Origin of the sequence: Porphyromonas circumdentaria, from assembly GCF_900167105.1 — a bacterium.
GTDB classification, from domain to species: domain Bacteria; phylum Bacteroidota; class Bacteroidia; order Bacteroidales; family Porphyromonadaceae; genus Porphyromonas; species Porphyromonas circumdentaria.
In genome coordinates, this window is sequence record NZ_FUXE01000011.1 from 19,404 (window position 1) to 42,981 (window position 23,578).

General features: G+C 43.1%; 18 protein-coding genes. 12 read left to right on the forward strand and 6 right to left on the reverse strand.

Annotated elements, in window-relative coordinates; translation table 11 throughout:
- Window position 1: 1 nt before the first annotated feature.
- The 9 genes from B5D06_RS05765 to B5D06_RS05805 all read left to right on the forward strand — a co-directional run bounded on the left by B5D06_RS05765 (window position 2) and on the right by B5D06_RS05805 (window position 11,159).
- Window positions 2-685 carry a B3/B4 domain-containing protein gene (locus tag B5D06_RS05765; protein WP_078737062.1) on the forward strand — a complete coding sequence of 228 codons (684 nt, stop codon included), beginning with the start codon at window positions 2-4 and terminating at the stop codon, window positions 683-685.
- A gap of 39 nt (window positions 686-724) precedes the next feature.
- On the forward strand, window positions 725-1,588 hold the full coding sequence (locus tag B5D06_RS05770) for a glycosyltransferase family 2 protein (RefSeq protein ID WP_078737063.1): 864 nt from the start codon (window positions 725-727) through the stop codon (window positions 1,586-1,588).
- 12 nt (window positions 1,589-1,600) lie between these two features.
- Window positions 1,601-2,650 carry a glycosyltransferase family 4 protein gene (locus tag B5D06_RS05775; protein WP_078737064.1) on the forward strand — a complete coding sequence of 350 codons (1,050 nt, stop codon included), beginning with the start codon at window positions 1,601-1,603 and terminating at the stop codon, window positions 2,648-2,650.
- Complete coding sequence (locus tag B5D06_RS05780; protein ID WP_078737065.1) at window positions 2,617-3,624, forward strand: glycosyltransferase family 2 protein; 1,008 nt, start codon at window positions 2,617-2,619, stop codon at window positions 3,622-3,624. Before B5D06_RS05775 ends, B5D06_RS05780 begins: the two co-directional genes overlap by 34 nt.
- Before the next feature lie 5 nt (window positions 3,625-3,629).
- Window positions 3,630-4,598, forward strand: coding sequence for a glycosyltransferase family 2 protein (locus B5D06_RS05785; RefSeq protein ID WP_078737066.1), 969 nt, complete (start codon window positions 3,630-3,632; stop codon window positions 4,596-4,598).
- 204 nt (window positions 4,599-4,802) lie between these two features.
- Complete coding sequence (gene rseP / locus B5D06_RS05790; protein ID WP_078737067.1) at window positions 4,803-6,125, forward strand: RIP metalloprotease RseP; 1,323 nt, start codon at window positions 4,803-4,805, stop codon at window positions 6,123-6,125.
- Between the two features lie 14 nt (window positions 6,126-6,139).
- Window positions 6,140-8,683: an endonuclease MutS2 gene (locus B5D06_RS05795; protein ID WP_078737068.1), complete on the forward strand. Its 2,544-nt coding sequence runs from the start codon at window positions 6,140-6,142 to the stop codon at window positions 8,681-8,683.
- A gap of 80 nt (window positions 8,684-8,763) precedes the next feature.
- Window positions 8,764-10,059, forward strand: a complete 1,296-nt coding sequence (gene tyrS, locus B5D06_RS05800; RefSeq protein ID WP_078737113.1) for a tyrosine--tRNA ligase — start codon at window positions 8,764-8,766, stop codon at window positions 10,057-10,059.
- Between the two features lie 26 nt (window positions 10,060-10,085).
- Entirely contained in the window at window positions 10,086-11,159 is a 1,074-nt protein-coding gene (locus B5D06_RS05805; protein WP_078737069.1) for a glycosyltransferase family 2 protein, read from the forward strand.
- A 793-nt stretch (window positions 11,160-11,952) separates the two neighbouring features.
- Here the strand turns inward: B5D06_RS05805 and B5D06_RS05810 are convergent.
- The 3 genes from B5D06_RS05810 to B5D06_RS05820 all read right to left on the reverse strand — a co-directional run bounded on the left by B5D06_RS05810 (window position 11,953) and on the right by B5D06_RS05820 (window position 14,554).
- Window positions 11,953-12,606: an O-methyltransferase gene (locus B5D06_RS05810; protein ID WP_078737070.1), complete on the reverse strand. Its 654-nt coding sequence runs from the start codon at window positions 12,604-12,606 to the stop codon at window positions 11,953-11,955.
- Window positions 12,607-12,678: 72 nt separating this feature from the next.
- Window positions 12,679-14,103, reverse strand: a complete 1,425-nt coding sequence (gene pyk / locus B5D06_RS05815) for a pyruvate kinase (protein WP_078737071.1) — start codon at window positions 14,101-14,103, stop codon at window positions 12,679-12,681.
- On the reverse strand, window positions 14,084-14,554 hold the full coding sequence (locus B5D06_RS05820; protein ID WP_078737072.1) for a type II 3-dehydroquinate dehydratase: 471 nt from the start codon (window positions 14,552-14,554) through the stop codon (window positions 14,084-14,086). Before B5D06_RS05820 ends, pyk begins: the two co-directional genes overlap by 20 nt.
- A gap of 60 nt (window positions 14,555-14,614) precedes the next feature.
- Here B5D06_RS05820 and xerA point away from each other — a divergent pair, with 60 nt between their 5' ends.
- Window positions 14,615-15,541: a site-specific tyrosine recombinase/integron integrase gene (gene xerA / locus B5D06_RS05825; RefSeq protein ID WP_078737073.1), complete on the forward strand. Its 927-nt coding sequence runs from the start codon at window positions 14,615-14,617 to the stop codon at window positions 15,539-15,541.
- Window positions 15,542-15,658: 117 nt separating this feature from the next.
- Here xerA and B5D06_RS05830 read toward each other — a convergent pair whose 3' ends face one another.
- Window positions 15,659-16,678, reverse strand: coding sequence for an NAD-dependent epimerase/dehydratase family protein (locus B5D06_RS05830; protein WP_078737074.1), 1,020 nt, complete (start codon window positions 16,676-16,678; stop codon window positions 15,659-15,661).
- A gap of 211 nt (window positions 16,679-16,889) precedes the next feature.
- Window positions 16,890-18,710 (reverse strand): DUF349 domain-containing protein, encoded by a 1,821-nt coding sequence (locus B5D06_RS05835; RefSeq protein WP_078737075.1) that lies wholly within the window; start codon window positions 18,708-18,710, stop codon window positions 16,890-16,892.
- Window positions 18,711-19,095: 385 nt separating this feature from the next.
- Here B5D06_RS05835 and greA point away from each other — a divergent pair, with 385 nt between their 5' ends.
- Together greA and B5D06_RS05845 are read left to right on the forward strand one after the other, a co-directional pair.
- Window positions 19,096-19,566, forward strand: coding sequence for a transcription elongation factor GreA (greA, locus tag B5D06_RS05840; protein ID WP_078737076.1), 471 nt, complete (start codon window positions 19,096-19,098; stop codon window positions 19,564-19,566).
- Between the two features lie 27 nt (window positions 19,567-19,593).
- A complete protein-coding gene (locus B5D06_RS05845) occupies window positions 19,594-20,001 on the forward strand; it encodes an HIT family protein (protein ID WP_078737077.1) in 408 nt (135 codons plus the stop codon).
- A gap of 117 nt (window positions 20,002-20,118) precedes the next feature.
- On the opposite strand, the gene B5D06_RS05850 is transcribed toward B5D06_RS05845, so the two are convergent.
- Window positions 20,119-23,577 (reverse strand): T9SS type A sorting domain-containing protein, encoded by a 3,459-nt coding sequence (locus B5D06_RS05850; protein WP_078737078.1) that lies wholly within the window; start codon window positions 23,575-23,577, stop codon window positions 20,119-20,121.
- Window position 23,578 lies beyond the last annotated feature (1 nt).

Consider the following 23,578-nt stretch of genomic DNA (forward strand, 5'->3'; position numbering starts at 1 on the left):
TATGCATCGAGAGATTCTTATAGAGGCTTCCTTTTCTGAAGTCTTTCCCCATTTTACATTAGCTGTATTGGAGGCAGATGTTACCAATAAGCTTGTTAATATAGGGTTACAGAGAGAAGTAAATCGCACTATCGGAAGTATCGCACTATCGGGCAATCTTGATAAAATAAAGGAAATTGAAACAATAGCTTCTACACGAGAGGCTTATAAGCGTTTGGGAAAAGACCCTAACAGATATCGTCCAGCAGCAGAGCAGTTGAGACGTCGCATCTTAAAAGGATTGGGCTTGTATACCATCAATCAATTGGTAGACATAGGCAACTTGGTCTCTTTAGAGACAGGCTTTTCCATAGGAGTCTTTGATGCCGATAAGGTTGGGCAGCATATCTTGCTTCGTAAAGGAAAAGCAGAGGATTATTTCGAAGGTATAGGAAGAGGTGTATTAAATGTAGAAAACCTCCCTCTTTATGTAGATGAACAGGCTCCTTTTGCTACTCCAACAAGTGATTCTGAACGAACAAAGGTAGAACTCTCTACACGAAAAACATTGATCTTCATTAATAGTTATCTCCCTAAGAACGATAGTTCTCGTGCACTTCTGTTGGAGGCAGTTGATATGTTAAAAGGGTTATTGATAGATTATGTAGAGGCCCAAAATATAGAGCAAAGAATTATTTCCTCTTGATCTTTTTAGGGAAAATGCTCTTTCACAAATTTGCTTAGCATGGAGAGAACCCCAGACCAATTCACCTACCGCATAGCGGCCGTTACAATGGCTCGCAATGATCTTTTCTTTTTAGAAAGGTGGATTGCGTATTATGGAAGAGAGTTAGGAGAGGAGAATCTTTTTATTTATCTCGACGGAGAGGATCAACCTTTACCCTCTAACGCGGGAAAAACTCATATAACATCTCTGCTACACAAGGAGCTTACAAGAGCGGAGGGAGATAAGTATCGTATCGGATTACTGAATAATCTTAAGAACAATCTTTTGAGAGAGGGGTATGATATGGTTATAGGAACCGATGCCGATGAGTTTATTATTGTTGATCCGATTAGAAAACAGTCGCTTTGTGAGTTCTTGTATCAATACCGTTTTTGTAAAACTATATCAGCTTTGGGCTTGGATTTGGGACAGAAAATCGGCGAAGAAAACGATTTGCTTGCCGCCTCTTCTTTACTTTCTCAACGTAGTTATGCTGTTCTCTCTTCTCGTTATACAAAGGCTTCGGTCGTTACCCAACCTCTTCGTTGGGGGGCTGGTTTTCATAGAGTGAAGGGGTGTAATTACCATATTTTGCCCGACCTTTATTTGATTCATACGGGGTATTGTGATTGGAAGCGTATTCAGAAACGTTTTGCAGATACAACCCGAATAGAGGGGGGCTGGAATGCTCATCTCAGAAGAAGAGCTCGTACGATTTATCACACCACACATAGAAAGGCTATTCCAGCAGATCAAATCTTGAAAAGTGCACGCTTGTTACAGACCATTTTTAGACCGATTTATGCTCTTAATAAGCCATTGATGCCTACTTCTTCTCTTGTGGTTAAACTTCCTCGTCGATTTCAATCAATAGAGATATAAATCTCCTCTGTTATGTTAGGAAAGATCGTTTTTGTAACACGAGGGTTACATGATGGAGGAGGCATTGAGCGCGTAACAAGCTATATCAGCTCTCTTTTGACTCAAGAGGGCTGGGTGGTTTACGTACTCTGTTTGCAAAAGGAAGGGCAGCCTTATTTCCCTCTATCTAAGGAGGTAAAGGTGGTTTATCAGTCTGAGCTTAAGGGATGCTCTCGCATTCAACGGATAAGAAACTTTTATCAAAAAGTGCATCCTGATTTGATTATAGGGGTGGGAAGTAATAGAACTCTTACGCATTACTTTTCTGCCAAGGGGTTTAAATTCGCCACTTGGGAGCATTTCAATACAACTGTTCAAGCACATCCTCTACACTCTTTATCGCGTTTTTGGGCCACTCGCTTGGGGTGGATTATTACTCTTACACCTGCAGATGCAGAAGCTTATGTTAAGTTGTATAAAGCTAAAAAAGTATTGTCCATAGCCAACCCGATTACGATAGACGGGCTGCAACCTGCTGAGCTAATGAGCAAAAGGATCCTTTCGGCGGGGCGTTTGGTGGGTCAAAAAGGATTTGATCGTTTGCTTAAAGCCTGGTCTTTAATCGAGGCGAAGTATCCAGAGTGGCAGTTGCGTATCGTAGGCTCGGGGAAGAAACTCGCTTCTTTGAAAAAAGAGATGAAAACCCTACAACTTCAAAATCGTGTAGAGATGATCCCGCACTCTAAAAATATGGTAGAGCAGTACTCACAAGCCTCAATTTATGCTATGACTTCTCGTTACGAAGGTTTCCCTTTGGTACTTTTGGAGGCTATGGCTTCGGGGCTTCCTATTGTGAGTTTTGATTGTCCGAGAGGACCAAGCGATATCATTCTCCCCGAAGAAACGGGACTATTGGTCGCTAACAATGATATCAAAGCATTTGCTCTTGCATTAGAGCGTTTGATTTCCAACTCTTCTTTGCGTCTATCTATGGGGCAGAAAGCGTTGGAGCAATCTGCAAAATACACACCACAACATATAGTAAAACAATGGACAGCAGCATTACAAAAGATGAGTCGTTAGGGGGGCAAGAACGCCCAACAGTACAACTTATTGTGCCTGTTTACAATTCTGGAGCATATATTGATGAGTGTTTTTCCTCTCTTATTGCCCAGACTTATGGGGCTTGGGAGGCTCTTGTTATAGACGATGCTTCTAATGATGGCATTACGCCCCAACTCTGTGATGATTGGACTCAAAAAGATGGACGGATAAAGGTGTGGCACCTTGATGAGAATCGGGGAGTAGCCCACGCTCGTAATAAAGCCTTGCAGTTTGCTTCTGCTGAGTGGATAACCTTTCTTGACAGTGATGATATTTTGTTGCCGAACCACTTACAAAGTCTTGTAGATTCAGTCACTACGTTTAGTGCCACAATGGCTTTTACGGGGTACTATCCTTATCAAACTCCTAAGGGAACACGCTCGGCAAATGGAGTACTTGCAGCGAACAGGGTGTATACGACACGGGAGATTATAATACGCTCTTGTCTGGAGCAGCGAGGAATGGCCTCTTATTTGTGGCGCTGTCTTTTCCGTCGGGAAGTGTTTCAAGCTGTTTCTTTTCCAGAAGGACGTGTTTTTGAAGATTATGCAGTATTTATACCTCTCATTGCACAAGCCAAAAGGATTGTACACACTGGCCTTGCTACCTATAATTATCGCTGGAGGGCGGCAAGTCTTGTGAATAGTAATCAGTTGCGTAATTTGAGGGATTATTCATACGCACTTCTCGACCGTTACTATCAGATAGAAAACTGCTCGGTTCTTTCCGAAAAGGATAGAAAGCGTTTATTACTCTGGCCTACGAAACGTTTTCATCAACTCTTGCATGAAGCACAGGAATTATCCAAGGGGGAAGAACGAGAGTCTCTTATTCAAGAGATTTCATCGATTATCTCCTCCATTGGTTTGAGGACTCACTCTCTTTTTCCTTACTCTTTGCGTATGCTGTTTTTCTCTATCAAAAAAAGATTGTTTGAATTGATTCTTCTGTAATAATTATGGGGCAACCATTGATTAGTATTATCGTACCTGTTTTCAATACGGCTCCTTTTTTAGAGCAATGTCTCAGTAGTATAGTCCAGCAGACCTATGTTCATTGGGAGGCTCTTTTGATTGATGATGCCTCTACCGATGGATTATCGCTCTCTATTTGTAACGAGTGGGGGCGGCGAGATGAGCGATTCCGTGTGATACCTCTCCCAAAGAATGGCGGTCTTAGTTATGTGCGTAATGAGGGATTGGCTCTGGCACAAGGTCATTTGGTTACTTTCTTAGATAGTGATGATTTCTTGGCAGCCAATCATTTAGCTTCTCTATTTGAGGTTTTTGAGCAGAGTGGCTGTGATATTGCCACAACAGGTTTTTTACAATGCACAGCTGAGGGTAAGGTAAAGAAGCGTCTCTATCCCTCTGTTCGTAAGGGGTATAAATGGAAGCGAAAAGAGGCACTAAAGGCTTTGTTAATGGATCGAAAACTCACAAGCCACTCATGTAATAAGCTTTTTCAAAAGAGGCTTTTTGACGGCCTTGCCTTTCCCGTAGGACAAGTTTACGAAGACTTTTCAATAATGTTACCTCTTGTGGAGCGATCCAATGGTGTGGTACATACGGGAGAGAATACGTATTACTACCGTCGGCATGGTGCAAGTATAACTAAGGTTACTACTCCCAAGCATTTGCAGGACTTTTTTACGGCCAATGAGGGGCGTTATTACTATTTGTTGCAGGATAATGAATTTATCTCTTCAAAAGAACGAGCACTCTTGCTCCTATGGTACCGCAAAACACTCTTGCGTGTACATCATGAAACTCAGGGGTTACCTCCCTCTCCAGAGAGAGATAAAGTATTGGTCAACATCTCCTCTTCGCTTAAAAAGATGGGTATAAAGGAGATAAAGTGTTGTTATGGGTTGCGTATGCTGGGCTATTCGTTGCGTAAACGTTACTATGAGTGCTTGCTCAAATAACCTATATACTTAGCTCTTCTTTGCACTATACCTAACGCGCGTTAGGTATAGTGGTTTTGAGAGTTTCCATATATGTTTTTTTCTTTTTGCAAGAGTAGTTTGTTTGGGGGAGTTTCAAATCTATGTGGGATGCGTTAGATGGTTTACTAAGGGAAAAGCTATACTTTCGCTCCCGATATTAATACAGAACAGATTATAGATACTATGATATTGGTGTTTCTTTTGAAAGCGTTGCAACTGATGCTTTCTTTTACTTTACTCGTTTTTGTGCACGAATTGGGGCATTTCTTAATGGCTCGACTTTTTGGGGTACGTGTGGAGCGTTTCTTCCTTTTCTTCGATATGGGCAGACCTTTATTGCGCTACAAATCACGCAAGAGCGGTACGGTTTATGGTATCGGATGGTTACCCTTAGGGGGCTATTGCTCTATGTCGGGTATGGTCGATGAGCGTTTCTTGTTACACAATGAGAATACAGAGCCTCAAGAGTATGAATTCCGCTCCAAGGCTGCTTGGAAGCGTCTGATCATAATGATTGCAGGGATTGTTTTCAACCTTATTCTTGCCGTGATACTCTATACAGGTATTTCATACCATTGGGGCGATTATAGGCTTTGGAGCGACCAAGTAACCTCGGGAATGAGTTTCTCTCCTACTGCTCAAAAGGTGGGATTTCAGGATAATGATATTATTCTAAGCGCAGATGGCAAGCGTTTGGATGTCTTTTCCGACTCCTTTTATCGCTCTGTAATTACAGCAGAAAAGGTAAAAGTATTGCGCAATGGAGAGGCACTTACCATTGATATACCTGCCAATATGATGCAGAGAGTGATAAGTGATAAGGTCGGTTTTATGGGTATACAAGTACCCTTTGTGATAGATAGTGTATTGCCAGAGTCGCCTGCAGGAAGGGTAGGATTACTAAAAGGCGATCGTTTGTTGCAAATAGATACGACAGAGATAAAAGATGCAGTAGAGGCACAGTTGCTGTTTAAGAATGGTCCTCTGAGGGATAGAGAGCTTCTCGTGGTTCGAGGCAGTGAACAAGTGAGCCTCACGATACAGCCCGACTCAGCAGGGTATATTGGCGTGGTACTGGCTTCTGTTAATACTATTTACCCTGTTGAAAAGGTAAAGTATTCCATTATAGAGTCTGTTCCTGCAGGTATTCATAAGGCTTTGCGCACGTTGAAGAACTACGTTGGAGATATGAAGTATGTCTTTACTAAAGAAGGGGCATCTCAAATGGGGGGCTTCTTGTCTATTGGCAATCTGTTCCCTAAAATGTTTGATTGGTATAGCTTTTGGAACATTACAGCTTTGCTCTCTGTTATTTTAGCTTTTATGAATTTTCTACCTATTCCCATGCTGGATGGAGGGTATATCATGTTTACACTTTGGGAGATTATAACTGGTAAGAGAGTGAGTGATAAAACTATCCTAAAGGCGAATAGAATAGGCTTACTTTTCTTGCTGTTACTGCTCCTATATGCCAATGGAAATGATATTTTTCGAGCTCTTTTTTGATAGAGTAATCGTGTATGAGTAAACTAACCATATTTCCCCGTTCTTTTGAAGAGAAGATAGGTTTTGATGCCATACGATTTCTCTTAAAAGGAAAGTCTCGTAGTGCCATGGGGCAGGAGGTCTTGGAGCGTTGGGAAGCGACCGCAGATTATGCCGAGCTTTTCGAGCGACTTGAACGTATGCGAGAGTTATTTCTAATTTTGGAGGAACAGAGGGAATTACCCAATCTTGCATTGGAAGATTTACGGGCGAGTATAGAGTCTATCCGTCCAGAGGGAACCTACTTAACAGAAGAAAAGTTACCCCATTTGGCAACTCTTATCAATAGGGTAGCCTCTCTATACTCTTTTTTAGGCGACACAAAGAGAGGTACTGTCGGAGAGGACGAAGAGACGCCTGTTCGTTTCCCGCACCTAATAGCTCTCCTGCCCGAGGGATTATTGCTCCCTGAAATTAGTCGTCGTATTGAAGATCTGTTGGACCGTTTTGGGCGGATTAAAGACAGTGCTTCCCCCGAGTTGGCGAGTATAAGAGCCGATAGAACGCAGGTAGAGAGAAATATAAGCAGAGAGGTAAAACGCATTTTGGCCTATGCAATAGAGCAGGGATGGGCAGAGGAAGAGGCACGTCCTGCACTTAGAAATGGACACTCTGTAATACCTGTTACACCTGCTTATAAGCGTTATTTGAAAGGGATTGTACACGACGAGTCGAGCACGGGAAAGACCATTTTTATAGAGCCCATTGAAATCGTTGAGGCAAATAACCGTATACGAGAGCTCGACGTAGCTGAGCGTCGTGAGATTATACGCATCCTTGTCCAGTTGTCCAATACTATTCGCCCTCATATCCCCTCGATATTGGAAATGTATCGGCTGGTAGGGCTTTTCGATGCGTTATTTTCCATCGCTCTTTTTGCGCAAGAGGAACGGGCTGTAATCCCAGAGCTTTTAGCTTTCCCGCATCTTGATTGGAGGCAAGCACGTCATCCAATACTACGTAGAACTTTAGAGGCAGAAAAACGCTCTTTGGTGCCCGTTGACCTTTTGTTGAAAGCCCCAGAAGAACGTATTTTAATCATATCTGGTCCCAACGCAGGGGGGAAGTCTGTTTGTCTCAAAACCTGTGCAATGCTTCAATATATGCTACAGATGGGATTTCCTATACCAGTACATCCCGACTCTACGGTAGGAATTTTTACAACGATAGCTGTAAACATAGGAGACGATCAGTCTTTGGAGGATGATTTGAGTACCTATAGTTCCCACTTGGTTAATATGAGGCATTTTTGCTCTTTAGCTTCTCCCTCTTCTCTTTTGCTGATCGATGAGTTTGGAGGCGGAACCGAGCCTGAGTTAGGGGGAGCTATTGCAGAATCTCTCTTGGAAGAATTTAACGAAGCAAAAAGCTTTGGACTGATAACTACCCATTACCGCAACTTAAAACAATATGCCACTGAGCATGCGGGGGTGGTCAATGGGGCAATGCTTTACGATAGAGGGGCGATGCGTCCTCTTTTCAAACTATCAATAGGGCATCCTGGGAGCTCTTTTGCCATAGAGATCGCCAAGAAATCGGGCTTGCCCAAAGAGGTAATTGATAGAGCCTCCCTTTTAGTAGGCCGAGAGTTGATAGACTCAGACAAATATGTTCAGGAGATAGCGCGCGATAGACGTTATTGGGAGCGTAAGAGGGAGATGATCCGCAGGAGAGAGAGGGAGTTGGAAGAGAGTATTGATCGTTATCAAAAAGATCTCATTCAACTTAAAGCCTCGAAGCAACAAATCATGCAGGAGGCTAAGGAGAAGGCACAGCAACTACTGCAAGAAAGCAATGCACAGATAGAACGAACCATACGAGAGATTAAAGAGAGTGCCGCAGAACGCGAGCGTACCTTGAAGGCACGACGTGATTTGGAGCGTTTTTCGCAAAAAGTACACGAGACATCTCCCGAACAAGAAACCCTTTTCGCTTCTGAGCAAATTGAAAAAGAGCTTAAACGTATCGAAAAGAGGAATAAGCGTAAGGAGGAAAAGCGTCAGAATCCTCACCCAAATAACTCTTCTGCAAAAGCTGCTCCTGCCCCCAAAGAACGCCCCATAGAGGTAGGCTGCTGGGTCGCTACTCCCAATGGTATAGAGGGAGAGGTGTTGGAGATAAAAGGGACTTCTTTATTGCTCGCTTTAGGAGAGACTATGCAGACGATTATCCCTTTAAGTCAGGCAAAAAGAGTAGACAAAACAAAAGCCTCGTTTTCTTCGCTTACGGAGAAAAAAAGCGGCAACGTTGCGGAGCACTTGCACGAGAAGAAAGTGCACTTCAAGCAGGAGTTAGACCTCCGTGGTATGAGAGCTTTAGACGCTATGCAAGCGGTCGATTACTACTTAGACGAAGCGATACAGGTAGGATGCCATAGAGTGCGCATCCTACATGGTACAGGTACTGGAGCTTTGCGGCAGAGTATTCGAGAGTTGTTATCCACCCGCCCCCACGTATTACGCTTTTATGATGAAGATGTGCGTTTTGGAGGAGCAGGCATAACCATAGTAGAACTTTAATTGTGCCGAGAGGAAAGACTACGATTTTCCCTATAGAGGTTTTACCTTTGCACATAAAATATAAAGAGAAAATATACAGTATGAATTCATTTGTAGAAGAACTCAGGTGGCGTGGAATGCTACATAATATAATGCCTGGCACTGAAGAACAGTTGGCGAAAGAATTAACTTCTGCCTATGTGGGTATTGACCCTACGGCAGATTCTCTCCATATAGGACACTTGGTAGGGGTAATGATGCTCCGTCACTTGCAGCGTTTCGGTCATCGTCCTATTGCATTATTGGGAGGAGCAACAGGTATGATTGGCGACCCCTCTATGAAGAGTGCTGAACGTAAGTTGTTAGATATAGATACTTTACGCCACAACCAAGAGGCAATAGGACGGCAGTTAGCTCGTTTTTTGGACTTTGATAGCAATCTGCCTAATGCGGCAAAGTTGGTCAATAACTATGATTGGATGTCGGAGTGGCGTTTCCTCGACTTCATCAGAGAGATAGGAAAGCATATCACAGTTAACTACATGATGGCAAAAGATTCTGTAAAAAAGAGAATTGATGGTCAAGATGGTTCGGGATTGTCTTTCACGGAGTTTTCCTATCAATTGATTCAAGGCTACGATTTCCTCTATCTCTACCGCAATGAGGGTTGCCGTTTACAGATGGGAGGTTCCGACCAATGGGGTAATATCACTACGGGTACGGAGCTTATAAGACGTATAGATGGCGGAGAAGCTTTTGCAATTACGTGTCCTCTTATAACTAAAGCTGATGGAGGTAAGTTTGGAAAAACTGAGAAAGGAAATATCTGGTTAGATCGTCGCTACACTTCTCCCTACACTTTCTACCAGTTCTGGCTTAACGTTAGTGATGAAGATGCACTTCGTTACATCAAGATATTTACTTTCTTGTCTTTGGAGGAAATCAATCTGCTTGCCGAAGAGCACGCGACTGCACCTCACAAGCGCATTTTACAGCGCAAGTTGGCTGAAGAGATGACCGTATTAGTGCATAGCGAGGAGGATTATAAGGCGGCAGTCGAGGCTTCTGAAATACTTTTTGGAGGCGGTACGGCAGAGGCTTTGAAGCACTTGTCGGAAGATATGCTGCTCTCCGTGATGGAGGGAGTTCCCCAGTTCTCTATAAATAGAGAGCACTTTACTTCTTCCCCTAAAATGGTCGATGTTTGCACGGAATTGGCTCCAATTTTCCCCTCCAAAGGAGAGCTTAGAAAACTTATTAAAAGTGGTGGAGTTAGCTTAAATAAGGAGAAGGTGGAAGACACAGAACTTACTCTCTCTGTTGTGAACCTTATAGCTGGGCGTTATTTACTGGTGCAGAAAGGGAAAAAACAGTATTACCTCGTAATCGTAGAGTAATCTGTCGGCTACTCTTTGTATAGGTAATGGCAAAGGATCTGACGATTGTTATTGTTAATTATAAGGTGCCCCATTTTGTGGCACAGTGCTTAGATTCTGTTGCTAAGGCTATCACTTCTATAGATGCAGAGGTGTGGGTGGTGGACAACGCCTCGGGAGATGGTTCTGTCGACTTGCTAAGGGAGCGATTCCCTTGGTGTAACATAGTAGCCAATAGTGATAATATTGGCTTTGCAAGGGCTAATAATCAGGTCTTAAAAAAGACTTATTCTGAGTATGCACTGCTTCTTAATCCTGATACTTTAATCGGAGAGTCTACTCTTAAGGAGTGTATCTCTTTTATGGAAAATCACAGAGATGCGGGAGCTTTAGGAGTGCGTATGATGAATGCGCAAGGAAGTTTTTTACCAGAGAGCAAAAGAGGAGAGGTAACACCTTTTGTCGCTTTTTGTAAAATAACGGGGTTGGGAAACCTCTTCCCTAAAAGTTCTCTCTTCAATCGTTACTATTTAGGGCATCTCTCCAATGAGGTTGTTTGTGAGGCACCTATACTCTCGGGAGCCTTTATGTTTATGCGGAGAGAGGCTCTTCAAGAGGCGAATTATTTGGATGAACGCTATTTCATGTACGGAGAGGATATAGACCTCTCTTATAGCATCTTAAAAAGGGGCTATAAGAACTATTATTTGCCTATACCGATACTGCACTATAAAGGGGAGAGCGAAAGTGCTTCTGCCAATCCAGACCGCTATTTGGGAGCGTTTTATGGGGCGATGGAGCTTTTTTACAATAAGTATCACAAAGGCTCTTGGCTATCTCGTCGGTTGATGCGTTGGGCAGTTCTTTTGCAGAAGAAGAGGGGTAAGAAGACTTTAATAAAACGAAAGAAGGAGAACCTTACTCCTATCATCGCTACCCATTTGTCTCAAGAGGAGTTGGATTCTATTCCTGCAGGTTCTTTTCTGCAGATTGAGCGCGCCTTTTATTCGTATGACGAGTTGCTCGACCTTATTCGCTCTTTGGAGGGTAGGGGAGTTACTGTGCTAATTTATGATGAGAACAGATCGGTTACATTAGGTCCAGGGGGAGTGTACTCTTGATGAACTTACATCGTGTCCGACGAAACCATTCGTAGGTTAAGATAGAGGGGCTGCGCCAAAAATGAATTTTGACACAGCCCCCTTTGATTATTTCCTCCTTTCGGAAAACTTTTATCGAGGACCCATAGAAGTGTATAAGTTTCTATTACATAATCTCTTATACTTTGCCTTCTTTTGTATGAAAGCTTAAAACTTCCTTGCCTAAAGTTGTTTTGGCTTCGATAAGTTCTTTATACTAAGATTGAATATGTATATATGCAAGCTGAATATACATATATTCAGTCTGTAAATATATATATTCAATCTAAAAATAGAGATTCTCTCTGTATTTTTTGATTTTATAGACTATAGAAAACAACTTTTTCTATCTGTGCAATGCTTTTTGTCTCGAGAGCAGAGTACCCATAGCCTTAAAAAGAGAACCTCCCTCGATAATCAGAAAACGAGAGAGGCTCTTGACGAATAAGGAAATAAATTGAAAGAGAGAAGAAAATATCATAACAACAACACTGCCCAAAGATGCAGTTGATGCGTTTTTTACGACCTTTGGTTAGCAACTCAAGGTATAGGAAAAACTATCTTACCAAAGAGAGACTTAACCACAATCCATGCAACCGCTTGTTGCAAACCTTGATGGCAACCATCAGCCTGTTATTTTTTTCTACATTGCAAAGGTACGATGGAGTAAAAAAGACAACAATACCGTAAAATAGGCATTTTAATACCTTTACCCTAACAGATTATAGCGATAAAGAATGTTTTTTAAGAGAAATGCTCGTTTTTAAGGGCTCTTTTATCTCTTACGAATGAGGGTAAGCCCATCTCGCAGGGGTAGTAAAACTACTTCTACGCGTTCGTCGGAGGCAATATATGTATTGAAACTTACAATTCCCTGTGTCTGTGCATCTTTTGGGGTAGGGGTTTGTAGCACTTTTCCATCCCAAAGGGTATTGTCTGCTATGATCAATGCGCCCGATGGGAGCTGGTCTATAAGCAAATCGTAGTAGAGAGAGTATTGACGCTTATCGGCATCAATGTAAACGAGGTCGAAGGTTGTTTCTCTCAGTAGCGAGGGTAAGATTTCTTCTACTTTTCCTATATGTAGCGTTATACGTTGCGAAAGAGGAGATTGAGAGAGTGATTGGCGGATGAAGTCTTCCATCTCATCATTGCACTCTATTGTGTGTACCCGTGCCGAAGAATTTGCCGCTAACCCCTCTGCCAAACATAAAGTGGCATAAGCTGTATAGGTACCCAGCTCCAGTATATTCTTGGGTTGTAGCAAAGAGACCAACATTTTGAGAAAGCGTCCTTGTAAATGCCCCGAAAGCATACGCGGTTGGAGCAAATGTACCTGAGCTTCTCTTCTTAGATAGGAGAGTAGAGGGGGCTCTTGCGAGGAGTGTTGCTCTAAATAGAGCTCTAATTCTTCCGATTGTAAAGACATAGAGCGATAAAAAGAGGAGACATCAGAGGAGGTTTTACTCCTGAGTGTCTCCTTATTTATAGATGTTATTTTTTATTGGTGATCTATGAGATTCTGTACGGTATCTATTTCTAAAGAGTTGGTAGAGCCTTTTTTGCCGATGTTCCCACTCATGTGAGCGACTTTATCTTCCAAAGTCAAGTAGCCCAAGGTTACTAATTGCTCTAAGGCCTCTTTGAGATTTTGAGGTTTTCCCTTTTCGAGAGGAACGTAGGTGGTCTTTACTCCGTAGGAAAGGGATAACTGTCTTGATATCGGTTCTCTATAACAAACAGCGTAGATGGGTACTTTGCCGCGAAAGGCTGCTAAGTAGCGAGCCGTTCTACCCGTATAACTATCGGCTATAAGAGCCTTTACATTGAGCTTGGAGATACTTTTCACCGCTTGCTTGGCCAAGAAGGCTGTGGTGGTTAGGTCGTCTCCCTCTATGGGCACTCTTATATCGTTGGCTTCCAAACGTGTCTGCTCGGCTTCATATATTACCTTACTCATGGTGCGTACGGCCTCTACGGGATACTTCCCATAAGCTGTTTCTCCGCTTAGCATCACTGCATCGGTACGGTAATAGATTGCATTGGCAATATCTGTTACCTCTGCACGTGTAGGACGAGGATTCTCGATCATGGAGTGCAACATCTGGGTCGCAACGATTACAGGCTTCTTTCTTTCAATCGCTTTACGGATAAGGTGGCGTTGAATACCTGGTATTCTCTCAAAAGGGATCTCAATACCCAAGTCTCCTCTTGCTACCATGATGCCCGATGCTACCGAGAGAATGCTGTCGATGTTGTCTACTCCCTCTTGATTTTCAATCTTTGCAATAATCTCGATGGGGCTATTATGCTCATCTAAAATGTGCTGTATGTCGAGGACATCTTGTTGGGTGCGCACAAAGGAGTGTGCTATGAAATCAATGTCTTTGCGGATAGCATGCTCTATGAACAGCAAATCCTTTGCTGTAAGAGAGGGGAGGGGAATGTGTACATCGGGTATATTGACGCTTTTGCGACTCTTGAGCGTAGCCTCATTTTGGGCTACACACACCGCCTCTCTCTCCTTGATTTCTTCAACCTGAAACTCCAAGTCTCCATCGTCTATCAATATGCGCATCCCCACTTTCAGTACGTTGATAATATCGGGATAGCTTAGTGATATCTGTTGGCGAGTCGTAAACTCCTCAGGAGCACCCTTTAGGCAAACTCTGTCTCCTGCCTGAAAGCAAATAGGCTCTTCACATTTGGTAGTTCTTATTTCGGGCCCTTTGGTATCCATAAGAATACCGACATAAGGATTTACAGCGCGTACGTTGTCTATAACGCGCTCCATATCTTCGGGAGACATATGTGCCGTATTAAGGCGTACAACATTGACTCCCTCTTGAATAAGGGAGCGAAGAAACTCTGTGTCGCAACGCTCATCACTGATGGTTGCAACTATTTTAGTTAATTTGTTCGACATGTTTGTTTGATGATAATTTGTTGAGAAGGGCAAGCACTGCTAAATGGTAACCATACACTCCAAAGCCAGAAATAGTACCGACAACTACAGGAGAGAGGTAAGAGTGATGCCTATATTCTTCACGAGCAGCTACATTACTGATGTGTACCTCCACAACGGGTATCTGTATAGACCGAATAGCATCCGCCAAAGCTATTGATGTATGTGTATAGGCACCTGCATTGAGTACGATGCCCAGTACTTCCTTCTCATTTAGCTCATGTAACCAGTCGATAAGTACCCCCTCGTGATTGCTCTGGCGATAGTAAAAAAGAACATCGGGGAAAGTAGATTTTAGCACCTCAATCCTCTCTACAACAGGAGTAGTACCATATATATGAGGTTCGCGTACCCCTATTTTATTTAAGTTAGGACCATCTAAAATAGCAATTCGTTTGGGTCGCATTGTCATATTGCTCGTATCTTTGCGTACAAAGATAAAGCTTTACCTTGGAAATTCTTCCCTTTTACTATGACAGAGAGAGAGTTGATAGATGCTTACAAACGTTACCTTCGCTTAGAACTTAATCTTACTGAAAACAGCATTCAGGCCTATCTTGGAGATGTGGAGAAACTTTTCGCCTACATGAAAGGGGGCAATATCAAACTGGAAGATGTTACCTATACTACTTTACAGCATTTTGTAGCTCAACTCTATGATTTGGGTATCTCCCCTCGCTCTATAGCACGTGTGATTTCGGGTATCAAGAGTTTCTACCGCTTCTTGATACTTGAGGAGTATGTAGAGATTGACCCGAGTGAACTCTTAGAAACCCCCAAGATAGGACTTCATCTGCCTACCGTTCTTTCTGTTGAAGAGATAGACCTAATCATTGAGAGTATAGATATGACTAAGGATGAGGGTCTGCGCAATAAAGCTATTATAGAGGTGCTCTACAGTTGTGGCTTGCGAGTGAGCGAACTCTGTCACTTGAGGTTACGCGATGTACATCCAGAGGAGGGGTTTATTCAAGTGTGGGGAAAGGGACGTAAAGAGCGTTTAGTACCTATTAGTACCTCGGCATTGGAGGCCATTAACAAGTATCTTTCTTCCGACAAGCGACCTGTGCCCAAACCAGGAGAGACGGAGTATATTTTTCTTTCTCGACGAGGTAAGGCAATTTCGCGTATAACGGTCTTTTGTCTTATAAAGGATCTTGCAATCTTGGCAGGTATAACTAAAGACATTAGCCCTCATACATTCCGCCATAGTTTTGCTACACATTTGCTCGAGGGAGGGGCTAACCTACAGGCTATACGTATCATGTTGGGGCATGAAGATATTGGTACAACGGAGATTTATACCCATATTGATAAGACGCAATTAAGAAGAGATATTTTGAAATATCATCCCCGTAACAGTGCATACTACCGTTCTTTGCAAGAAGAAGAGGAGTGAAAAGTAGTACGTTCGTATTACCTGCGCAACCGCTGCACGGGAGTTAAAAGTTTATAGAGGAGCTCTTTTGGGATTTTGTGCAAGGAGACATTCGGGCAGAAAGACGGGAATATCTTCCTAATCCAACCAGCCAGCCTCATGAAAGGTATCTTTTAATCCCTCTTCTAAGCCATACTTTGGGCGGAAGCCTAAACTACGTAATGGGGTAATATCGCATCGCCAATTACGCTGTTTTATAATGGGGTATTTATCTCTGTTTAAGGCTATTGGTCTTTTTGTAACTTTCCCGTAAAAGTCCCCTATAAGGCAAGCAAAATAGATAATAGGAAGAGGGATGCGCAGAGTGCAAATCTTTCTTTTCAATAGCTTGCGGCAAATTATTGTGAACTCATCATCACTATAATCATTCCCGTCTGAAACGATGTAGCTCTTACCCTTTGTGTTACTATGTTTCATAAGAAAGAATACCGCCCTAACTAAATCCTTTACGTAGACATAGGAAAGTTGTTGAGGAGTTAAGCCTGCCAAGAAACTCCAGCCCTTCTGCATCGTATTTACCGTAATCCAGTAATCCTTGTCTCCATATCCATATACACCCGTCGGCTGTACTATTGTGGCAGGAATAGAGCTTAAAAGGGTATATTGCTCGGCAAGAAGTTTGCTTTTCCCATACTCGGTATGTGGGCTTTGAATCATTGAAGAGCTCATGGGATTGTTGCTTTTATTCAATCCATAACTTCCCATACTACTCATCAACAAAAACCTTTTTGGGGGTGCAAATGAAGCTAAAGCCTCCAGAAAATTTTGAGTTTGATCTGCATTGGCTATTTTAAAAAGTTCTGGACGGGTTGCTTTCGTTATACCCGCATTGTGTATAATGTAATGAAAAGGAGGTTCTTCCTCTTTTCGAGGTACAGAATTAAGGGCTTGCCTCATTCTTTCGGTAGAGGAGAAATCAAATTCCAATAGCTGAACAGACAAACCTTTATAGGTATTTCTATTAGTCTCGGCTCGCACGGCACACCAGACGTCATATCCCTCTTGTAGGGCTTCCTTTAACAGATAGTTCCCAATAAAACCTGTTGCGCCTGTCAATAATAGTCTCACACGCTCCGTTTCTTCTTGTCGTCTTTCCATTACCCTTCTGCTTAAAAACTTTTATTCTACAAGTGTTTGCTTCCCATAATTAGGGAGCGATTATTGTATCGTCTCAAAGAAAAAATCTTTGGAAATGCTTCTACACACACACCTCCAAAGATTTTCTAAAATATCAGGGAAAAGAACAGTTTTGAACTCTCTAAAAGGCACTATTATGCAAGACGTTAATCTTCAGAGAGCCTTGTTGTTCTTAGCTTTGCGCTTCTTTTATCTTATCTCTTAGCAAGGCGATTTTCTCCTTTATAACAACGAGATCTCTGTCCAACCGTTGTTTCTTATGTTCAATTTCTTTGATCATACTATCACCCCACTTAGATGTACTGAAGAAGAGATCCATACTGGATGTGGTTGTTTGCATCTCTTTCTCGATTTTTTCTTTCACTCGATAAAGGTGCTCTAATTGATCCTTAAGTTTGCGTACATCTCCACTTTGCACCAAAGCATCCAATGTCTCGCTGAAGTGTTCTATTTGCTGTTGATTGCGAGATATCTGTAGTCTTTCGTAGACCTTGTCCACAGCTTTGTGGAAGGCCTTATAAATCTTTTCTTTCTCTTTGAAAGGTACGTGACCTACCTCGTTGAATTCATTTATTAGGGCATTAAGACGCTCACGCTGTTCTTGAGCATTAGCCTCTTCTTCCCCTTCTGCAAAGGCTTCAATCTTTGCTATAATATCACGTTTCAGCTCTAAGTTTTTATTTTGTTCTTCCGAGCGGCCTGATGTTTGTGCCTTCTTTGCTTCGAAGAAAGTGTCGCAGGCAGTACGTAATTTAAGCCATAGCTCATCTCCTATTTTCTTTGGAGTAGGACCTATCTTCTTCCACTCTGCTTGCAGAGCCTTCAGTCTGTCGGCTGTTTTATTCCAATCTGTGCTGGAGGCTAGAGCTTCTGCTTCGCCAACAATCTTTTTCTTTGCTTCGATGTTTTCACTATACTCCTCTCTTGTTTGTTTAAAGAAGGAAGCTTTTGTTTCGAAGAAGAAATCACAAGCAGCACGGAAACGAGCATAAATAGAGGCGTTATCACTCTTGGGAGCTATACCGATAGTCTTCCATTCTGCCTGGGTGGCAAGAACTTTCTCTGTGGCCTCTTGCCAAGCACGCATAGTTTTTAGCTTTTCGATATTCAAAGATTCTACCCGCTCGCAAAGTGCCTTCTTTGCTTCAAGATTAGCTTCTTCCTGTGCTAAGCGATTATCAAAAAACTCTTGGCGTTTCTTGTGTATGGTGCGTGAATACTCATTGAATTCTTGCCAAATTTGTTCTCTAAGTTCCTTTTCTACTGGGCCTGTCTCTTTCCACAGACGGTGTAGCTCCTGCAATTCTTTAGAGGCCTCCACAACATCAGTGCTGTCGCAAAGCTCTTTGGCACGCTCTATTAAATCTCTTTTGGCTTGAAGGTTTTTCTTGAAATCGTAGGAACGAAACTCATCGTTAATCTGCTTCAAATCGTAGAATTTCTCCGTCCAAAGATTGAACTCCTGCTGCATATTGGCATATTTGCTCTCGGGAACCAAGCCGATGCTACGCCACGACTCCATCAGTTCATGGTAGCGGGTACGAATGGTTTGAAAGTCTGCATTGCTCTCCACAATCTCTCGAAGAGTAGCTATCAGAGACATCTTTTTCTCAAAATTATTCTCCTGCTCCTTTTGTGCATCTTCCAACTGCTGCTTATAGCGTTCTTTATAGGTCTGCAAAAGGTCTTTGAGACGGCTCTCTTGTATCTCTGCTTGCTCAAGAAGTGCTGCATGAGATTCGTCTGAGGATTCTGCATATTCCGCTTTTTTCTTGTCAAAAGCTCGCTTCAAAGTATCAATCTCTCGACGAGGAGGCAAGACATCTTGCTGAGACATTAATACAATAGCATCAACTATCTCAGGGCAAGTCATAGCCTCTATCTCCTCAGGAGTATAACTCTTAAATGCTGGGGTTTGCTCTTGGGCTCCCTCAGTTAGTTCGTTCTTCGTAGGAAGAATCTCTTCGTTAGATGTTTTGTTCGTCTGTTCCATATCTTCTCAAAAGGAAATAAGCCCGACCGTCATCGAATAATTTCGACACCTATCTTGCTTCCTGACTACAAAATAAGTAAATAAAATCGATATTCCCGCAGTATAAGACTCCTAAATAGGATAAAGAACCCTATTTTTAATAGAAAAAAGCCCATATAATGCAAATGGAGAACGTTAAAGTGTAACAAATGTAAAAACGATATATATCGTTAAACATAAAGAATAGTAGAGATTGCCACATTTTAACTACCTTTGCAGCCGAAAAGAGAGAACACTTCCCATGTTTAAAGAATGGAAAAAGAGGGGGAGGCTGTTCTTTCTCTGCTATGAAAAGGGAATGTAAGAGGCATAGCACTATTTATTTGTAGAAAGAAAAACAGAGTATATGGAATATAGTTACATGACCCAGGAAGGGTTTGATCAATTGATGGCAGAGATCAGTCGCCTTGAAAAAGAGGAACGCCCTGCAATAGCTCAACAAATAGCAGAGGCGCGCGACAAAGGAGATCTTTCCGAAAATGCAGAGTACGATGCTGCTAGAGAGGCACAAGGTATGCTTGAAGCAAAGATTTCTCAGTTGAAAACAAAAGCTGCCAACGCTCGCATCATAGATGAGTCTATGATTGACTCAAGTAAAGTACAAATTCTTACAAAGGTGCGCGTGCGTAATCTCGACGATAATACAGAGGTAACTTATGCTATTGTACCAGAGGCTGACGCAAACTTTAAGGAGAAAAAGCTCTCCATAACAGCTCCTATAGCACGTGGGCTTATGGGGAAAAGGGTAGGAGAAATTGCCGAAATCCAAATTCCTATTGGGCTTCTACGCTTGGAGATTCTCGAAATCACTCTATAAGTACACCACTAATAGCTCTGAAAGTTTATGCCTTCTATTTTTAGTCGTATTATCAAGGGAGAAATTCCTTCGTATAAGGTTGCAGAAGATGATTCTTTTTATGCGTTTTTAGATATAAACCCTACTACCAAAGGGCATACATTAGTTGTGCCCAAGCAAGAGGTGGATTATATATTTGATCTTAATGACGACACACTATCTGGGCTTACTCTTTTTGCAAAGAAAGTAGCAAAGGCCATAGAAAAGGTAGTTGCTTGTCATAGAGTGGGCGTAGCTGTTATTGGTCTGGAAGTACCTCATGCGCATATTCATCTTATCCCAATTAACGAAGAGAAAGATATGTGTTTAGGACGACCTCTTGTTCCTGCTCTCTCCCCAGAAGAGATGCAAGAGATTACTAATAGTATAGCCAAGGCTTTTAATGAAGGAGCTTGAGATTTGTAACATGTCGAAGTCTCAACAATAAAAGGCTTTTCAGAAAGTACAGATAGCCTTTTGAATGAAAAAACACAGCTCAATAGAGCTGTGTTTTTTTATACATAGTAGCAATTACTACTCCTTAATGAAGCTGTAGCTTCTATTCTTGATCCGTAGCCAATATACTCCAGAAGGCAAGTGGTTAACATCTATACTCGTTTCTGGAGCACTTAGTTTGTAGACGCCTACCTGATTACCCTGTGCATTGTACAGAATTGCTTCGCCAGCAAGATAAATCTCTTCTCCTCGAACGTGTAATATAGAATGCACGGGAGAGGGATATAAAGAGACAGCTCTATGCTCGATAGAAACTACAGGAATATCTTTTTGTGGATAGAATGTAGCTACCGTTTGGGTGCGATTGCCTCCTCGGTCTGTTACTTCTACCAAAACAGAGAGAGAGTCTGCCTTTAACTGTTCTGTCGACAGAGAGAGAACGAAGTTATTATTATCAATCTTTTCGAGAACAACTTCTTCGTCATTGATTGTACAATACCAACTTTCGTCTCTTAGAGCCACATTTTCTTCTACAGAGAGCCAAATCTTCTTCTCCTCTTGATTGAACGAAAGCGAGAGTTTAGGAGGCTCCGTGTCAAAAATCATCTTAGCACCTAAAGCATAAGTTCCTAACTTCGAGAGGGTAAAATCTTTACCAATGCTCCCCAGGTCTTGCCAAACGCCATCGTCTGTTGCGGTATAGTAGAGATGTACATCGGCATCCGAAGTAAACCCTACCAAAGCCAAGTCATCACGCCCCACTGTGCAACGAAGCGTAAAGGGCTCTCGTGTCTCTGCAATATCGTTTACGCCTTCTCGAGCTTTAAGGGTGAAGAAATCGCTTAGTATGAGTATTTGCTCCTTTTTGTCATCTACCCCCAACAAGTCGCCAGCAGGGTAGAAATAGGAGAAGTCTATCACGGCTCCTGAGGGGAGGGATTGCTCTGCAAGCGTAAATGTAAGGTGAGAAATATCCTCTTGGGGAGCAGAACGGAGTAGATCGTAACGACGTAAGGCAGGACCATAGCTACGTGAAGTATTGGTAAAAGTAGTTACCGAACCCGCCCCCACTACGACCTCTTTCCTGTCGGATAGCTCGCCAGCATAGCGATCCATAGTCTCCTTGCGTTCTGGGGTTATTATCTCGCTAAAGAGATTGAACATGGACTCTGTCCAACTACCCAATTCTTCGAGCGTTCGGGCCTCATCATCGTTTCGCATAGGATAGTAGTAGGAGGGGAAGAAGCATTGATCTTGAGTACTGAAAAATGATTCTTGACGAGGATACTCCAACTCCAATTCGGTACTACCCGTTACGCTAAGTGTCCAGAGGGCACCTTTGGCAATAGGTATCTCCAGCTCTCCTACCACCCCTATCGAACGTTTGTTTTCAAATGTAAGTTGCTCCCATGGGTAGTTGGTGGTACTGCCCTGTAAAGCTTCTTTGAGTCCCGAGACGAGAGTCGTCTCATCATTGAGTATATTATATATTCTCAACGCCTCAAAGGCAACCGTCGGATTGTAAATCTGCGGGAATATCTTCTCGGTAACTGCTTCGGGCTTTGAGGCGAGGAGTCGGGTCATAGCCTTCTTACTTTTGAGAGCCGAAGCGTACTTTATCGTTTTTTCGAGCGAAAGTTTTACTCCCGTCAGACTGGTTAGTTTGTCGAAAAAGGCTCCTTCTCCTACGATACCAAATTTGAAGGAAACGTTATCCTTTAGGGCAAGTTCTCGTAGAGTCTCTCCATCGGGTTCCAACGTTTTCTCCTGCGTCTGTTTGTATTTTACAGTACCCTCTACCCCTCCTTGCCATAGCGGAGAGGTGTTTTTCCCTGCAGCAAAGGTACTCCATTTACGGCGTGTTACCTTGTTCAAGAAATCGGCTTCGCCCTCCGCAGAGAGAGCCAGAGCGCTCGACATCGATTTGTAGGGTAATATCTGTCCCGATGGTAATAGCTTCTCTCCACTAAAGCTCCAATCGAAATCTGCTGCAAGAGAACCCGAGAAAGAGAGATCTACTTTCTTGCCGAGGCTAATACCCTTTAGCGAGACTCCAGCCCCGAAGCCCCACCCCACAGAGGGTGATGAGGTTGCCGATAGTTGTTGAGAGGGAGCGGGGTTGTCAAGCATTTTGCGCAAAGCATTCATCCCGACCAAAAGGGAGCGAGAGGCTACTGCAGAGTATTGAGAGGTGTATAGTATGCCCAAGGCTTCTAAGAGGTTCCAACCGCTTGCTTTGCCCTGCATACTTAGTTGGTACGATAGTTTCCCATTGGCACCTACATATCCTGAGAAAGAAGAAGATTTTGAAGAGCTTGCCCCTTTCTTTCCCCATTTCAGTTTACCTGCCACCGATGCAGAGACCTCTGTTGCAGCGCTGAACTTTGAGATGCGGAGGTCATCGCCTCTTTCGAAGCCAAAAGAAAAGCCCTTCTTTAGAGCAGCAGAAGCCTCTCCAGTACCTATCCCGATGTCTCCACCCACTTTGCCCTTAACGCCTAATTTCATCTCAAAAGAGAAAGAGCGGCTCAGAAGAGGCAAGCAACGCACCTTATGCTCCTTGAAGTCGTTATGAACGACCTCTATGGGTGTATCGTACCCCTCAAAGGTTACTTTCGAGAGCTGTACAGTAGCAATTTTGCCTACGGGTATGTATACTCGGTCGTTTGAGCCAATCGCCTTCCACTCATCCTTCCACCTTGCTGTGGGCACCTCTATCGTTACAATCCCCGTGCTATCGGAGGGAGAAGATCGGAAGAGGTATTTCTTGCCCTCTACATTCAAGGAGAAGAGTAGAGAAGCTCCCTCTACGGCACGTTTGAGCGTATCTACCACTCGGTAGTGGAAGAGTACTGCTCCTCCCTCCATCACTCCCTCGGGTACCAAAGCATTGGGGTCGGGAGTAAGGCGTTGCAGACGAACTGCCGAGGGCAAGCCATACATTACCTCTATACTATCGGTAGTAGGTTGCCCCAAGATACCACTCTCTGTTACCGATGCCAAACTGATTTTATGCTTCCCTTTGGGGATATGGCGGGTAGAGAGCTCTATCTCTTGCACAGCACCGGGAGCACAAGGCTTATCGAAAGTATACTCTCGAGCCGTGCGCATATCATTGTCAAACCAGTAACGCACCGCTTGGATGCGGTCTTTCTTGAGATCGATAGGCGCTTTGAGAAAATAGGCAGACTCCAAAGGCGACTGCCCCCCATCGGAACGTGTATAACGAACATAGAAACGATGTACTCCGGGGGTAAGAGAGAGTTGCGCCGTCTCTACCGAGAGGTCCAAAAGTAGTAGGTTTTGCCCCTCTTTGCGCTCTACTTCACGAGAGAAAAGAGGCTTACCCCCCACTCTATCGACCCATACTTCGACCCGTTCTGTACCACGGGGTAGGTGGATAAAGCGGGCAGAGGTAATGGGAGAGGCAACACCCTCCGAAGAAACGTACTGCAAGTAAAGCGTTTGTAACCCATAGGGTATCTGAAACCCTCCTATGAGAAAGGAGATATCTATCAACCCCTGCTCTTTGCCCACA

Bases quoted from the DNA above. Each gene is read 5' to 3' on its own strand.
- rseP (WP_078737067.1), top strand. From the start codon at position 4,803: ATGATATTGGTGTTTCTTTTGAAAGCGTTGCAACTGATGCTTTCTTTT.
- B5D06_RS05805 (WP_078737069.1), top strand. From the start codon at position 10,086: ATGGCAAAGGATCTGACGATTGTTATTGTTAATTATAAGGTGCCCCAT.
- B5D06_RS05810 (WP_078737070.1), bottom strand. From the start codon at position 12,606: ATGTCTTTACAATCGGAAGAATTAGAGCTCTATTTAGAGCAACACTCC.
- tyrS (WP_078737113.1), top strand. From the start codon at position 8,764: ATGAATTCATTTGTAGAAGAACTCAGGTGGCGTGGAATGCTACATAAT.
- B5D06_RS05785 (WP_078737066.1), top strand. From the start codon at position 3,630: ATGGGGCAACCATTGATTAGTATTATCGTACCTGTTTTCAATACGGCT.
- B5D06_RS05765 (WP_078737062.1), top strand. From the start codon at position 2: ATGCATCGAGAGATTCTTATAGAGGCTTCCTTTTCTGAAGTCTTTCCC.
- pyk (WP_078737071.1), bottom strand. From the start codon at position 14,103: ATGTCGAACAAATTAACTAAAATAGTTGCAACCATCAGTGATGAGCGT.
- B5D06_RS05775 (WP_078737064.1), top strand. From the start codon at position 1,601: ATGTTAGGAAAGATCGTTTTTGTAACACGAGGGTTACATGATGGAGGA.
- B5D06_RS05835 (WP_078737075.1), bottom strand. From the start codon at position 18,710: ATGGAACAGACGAACAAAACATCTAACGAAGAGATTCTTCCTACGAAG.
- B5D06_RS05830 (WP_078737074.1), bottom strand. From the start codon at position 16,678: ATGGAAAGACGACAAGAAGAAACGGAGCGTGTGAGACTATTATTGACA.
- B5D06_RS05845 (WP_078737077.1), top strand. From the start codon at position 19,594: ATGCCTTCTATTTTTAGTCGTATTATCAAGGGAGAAATTCCTTCGTAT.
- B5D06_RS05780 (WP_078737065.1), top strand. From the start codon at position 2,617: ATGGACAGCAGCATTACAAAAGATGAGTCGTTAGGGGGGCAAGAACGC.
- B5D06_RS05820 (WP_078737072.1), bottom strand. From the start codon at position 14,554: ATGACAATGCGACCCAAACGAATTGCTATTTTAGATGGTCCTAACTTA.
- greA (WP_078737076.1), top strand. From the start codon at position 19,096: ATGGAATATAGTTACATGACCCAGGAAGGGTTTGATCAATTGATGGCA.
- B5D06_RS05770 (WP_078737063.1), top strand. From the start codon at position 725: ATGGAGAGAACCCCAGACCAATTCACCTACCGCATAGCGGCCGTTACA.
- B5D06_RS05795 (WP_078737068.1), top strand. From the start codon at position 6,140: ATGAGTAAACTAACCATATTTCCCCGTTCTTTTGAAGAGAAGATAGGT.
- xerA (WP_078737073.1), top strand. From the start codon at position 14,615: ATGACAGAGAGAGAGTTGATAGATGCTTACAAACGTTACCTTCGCTTA.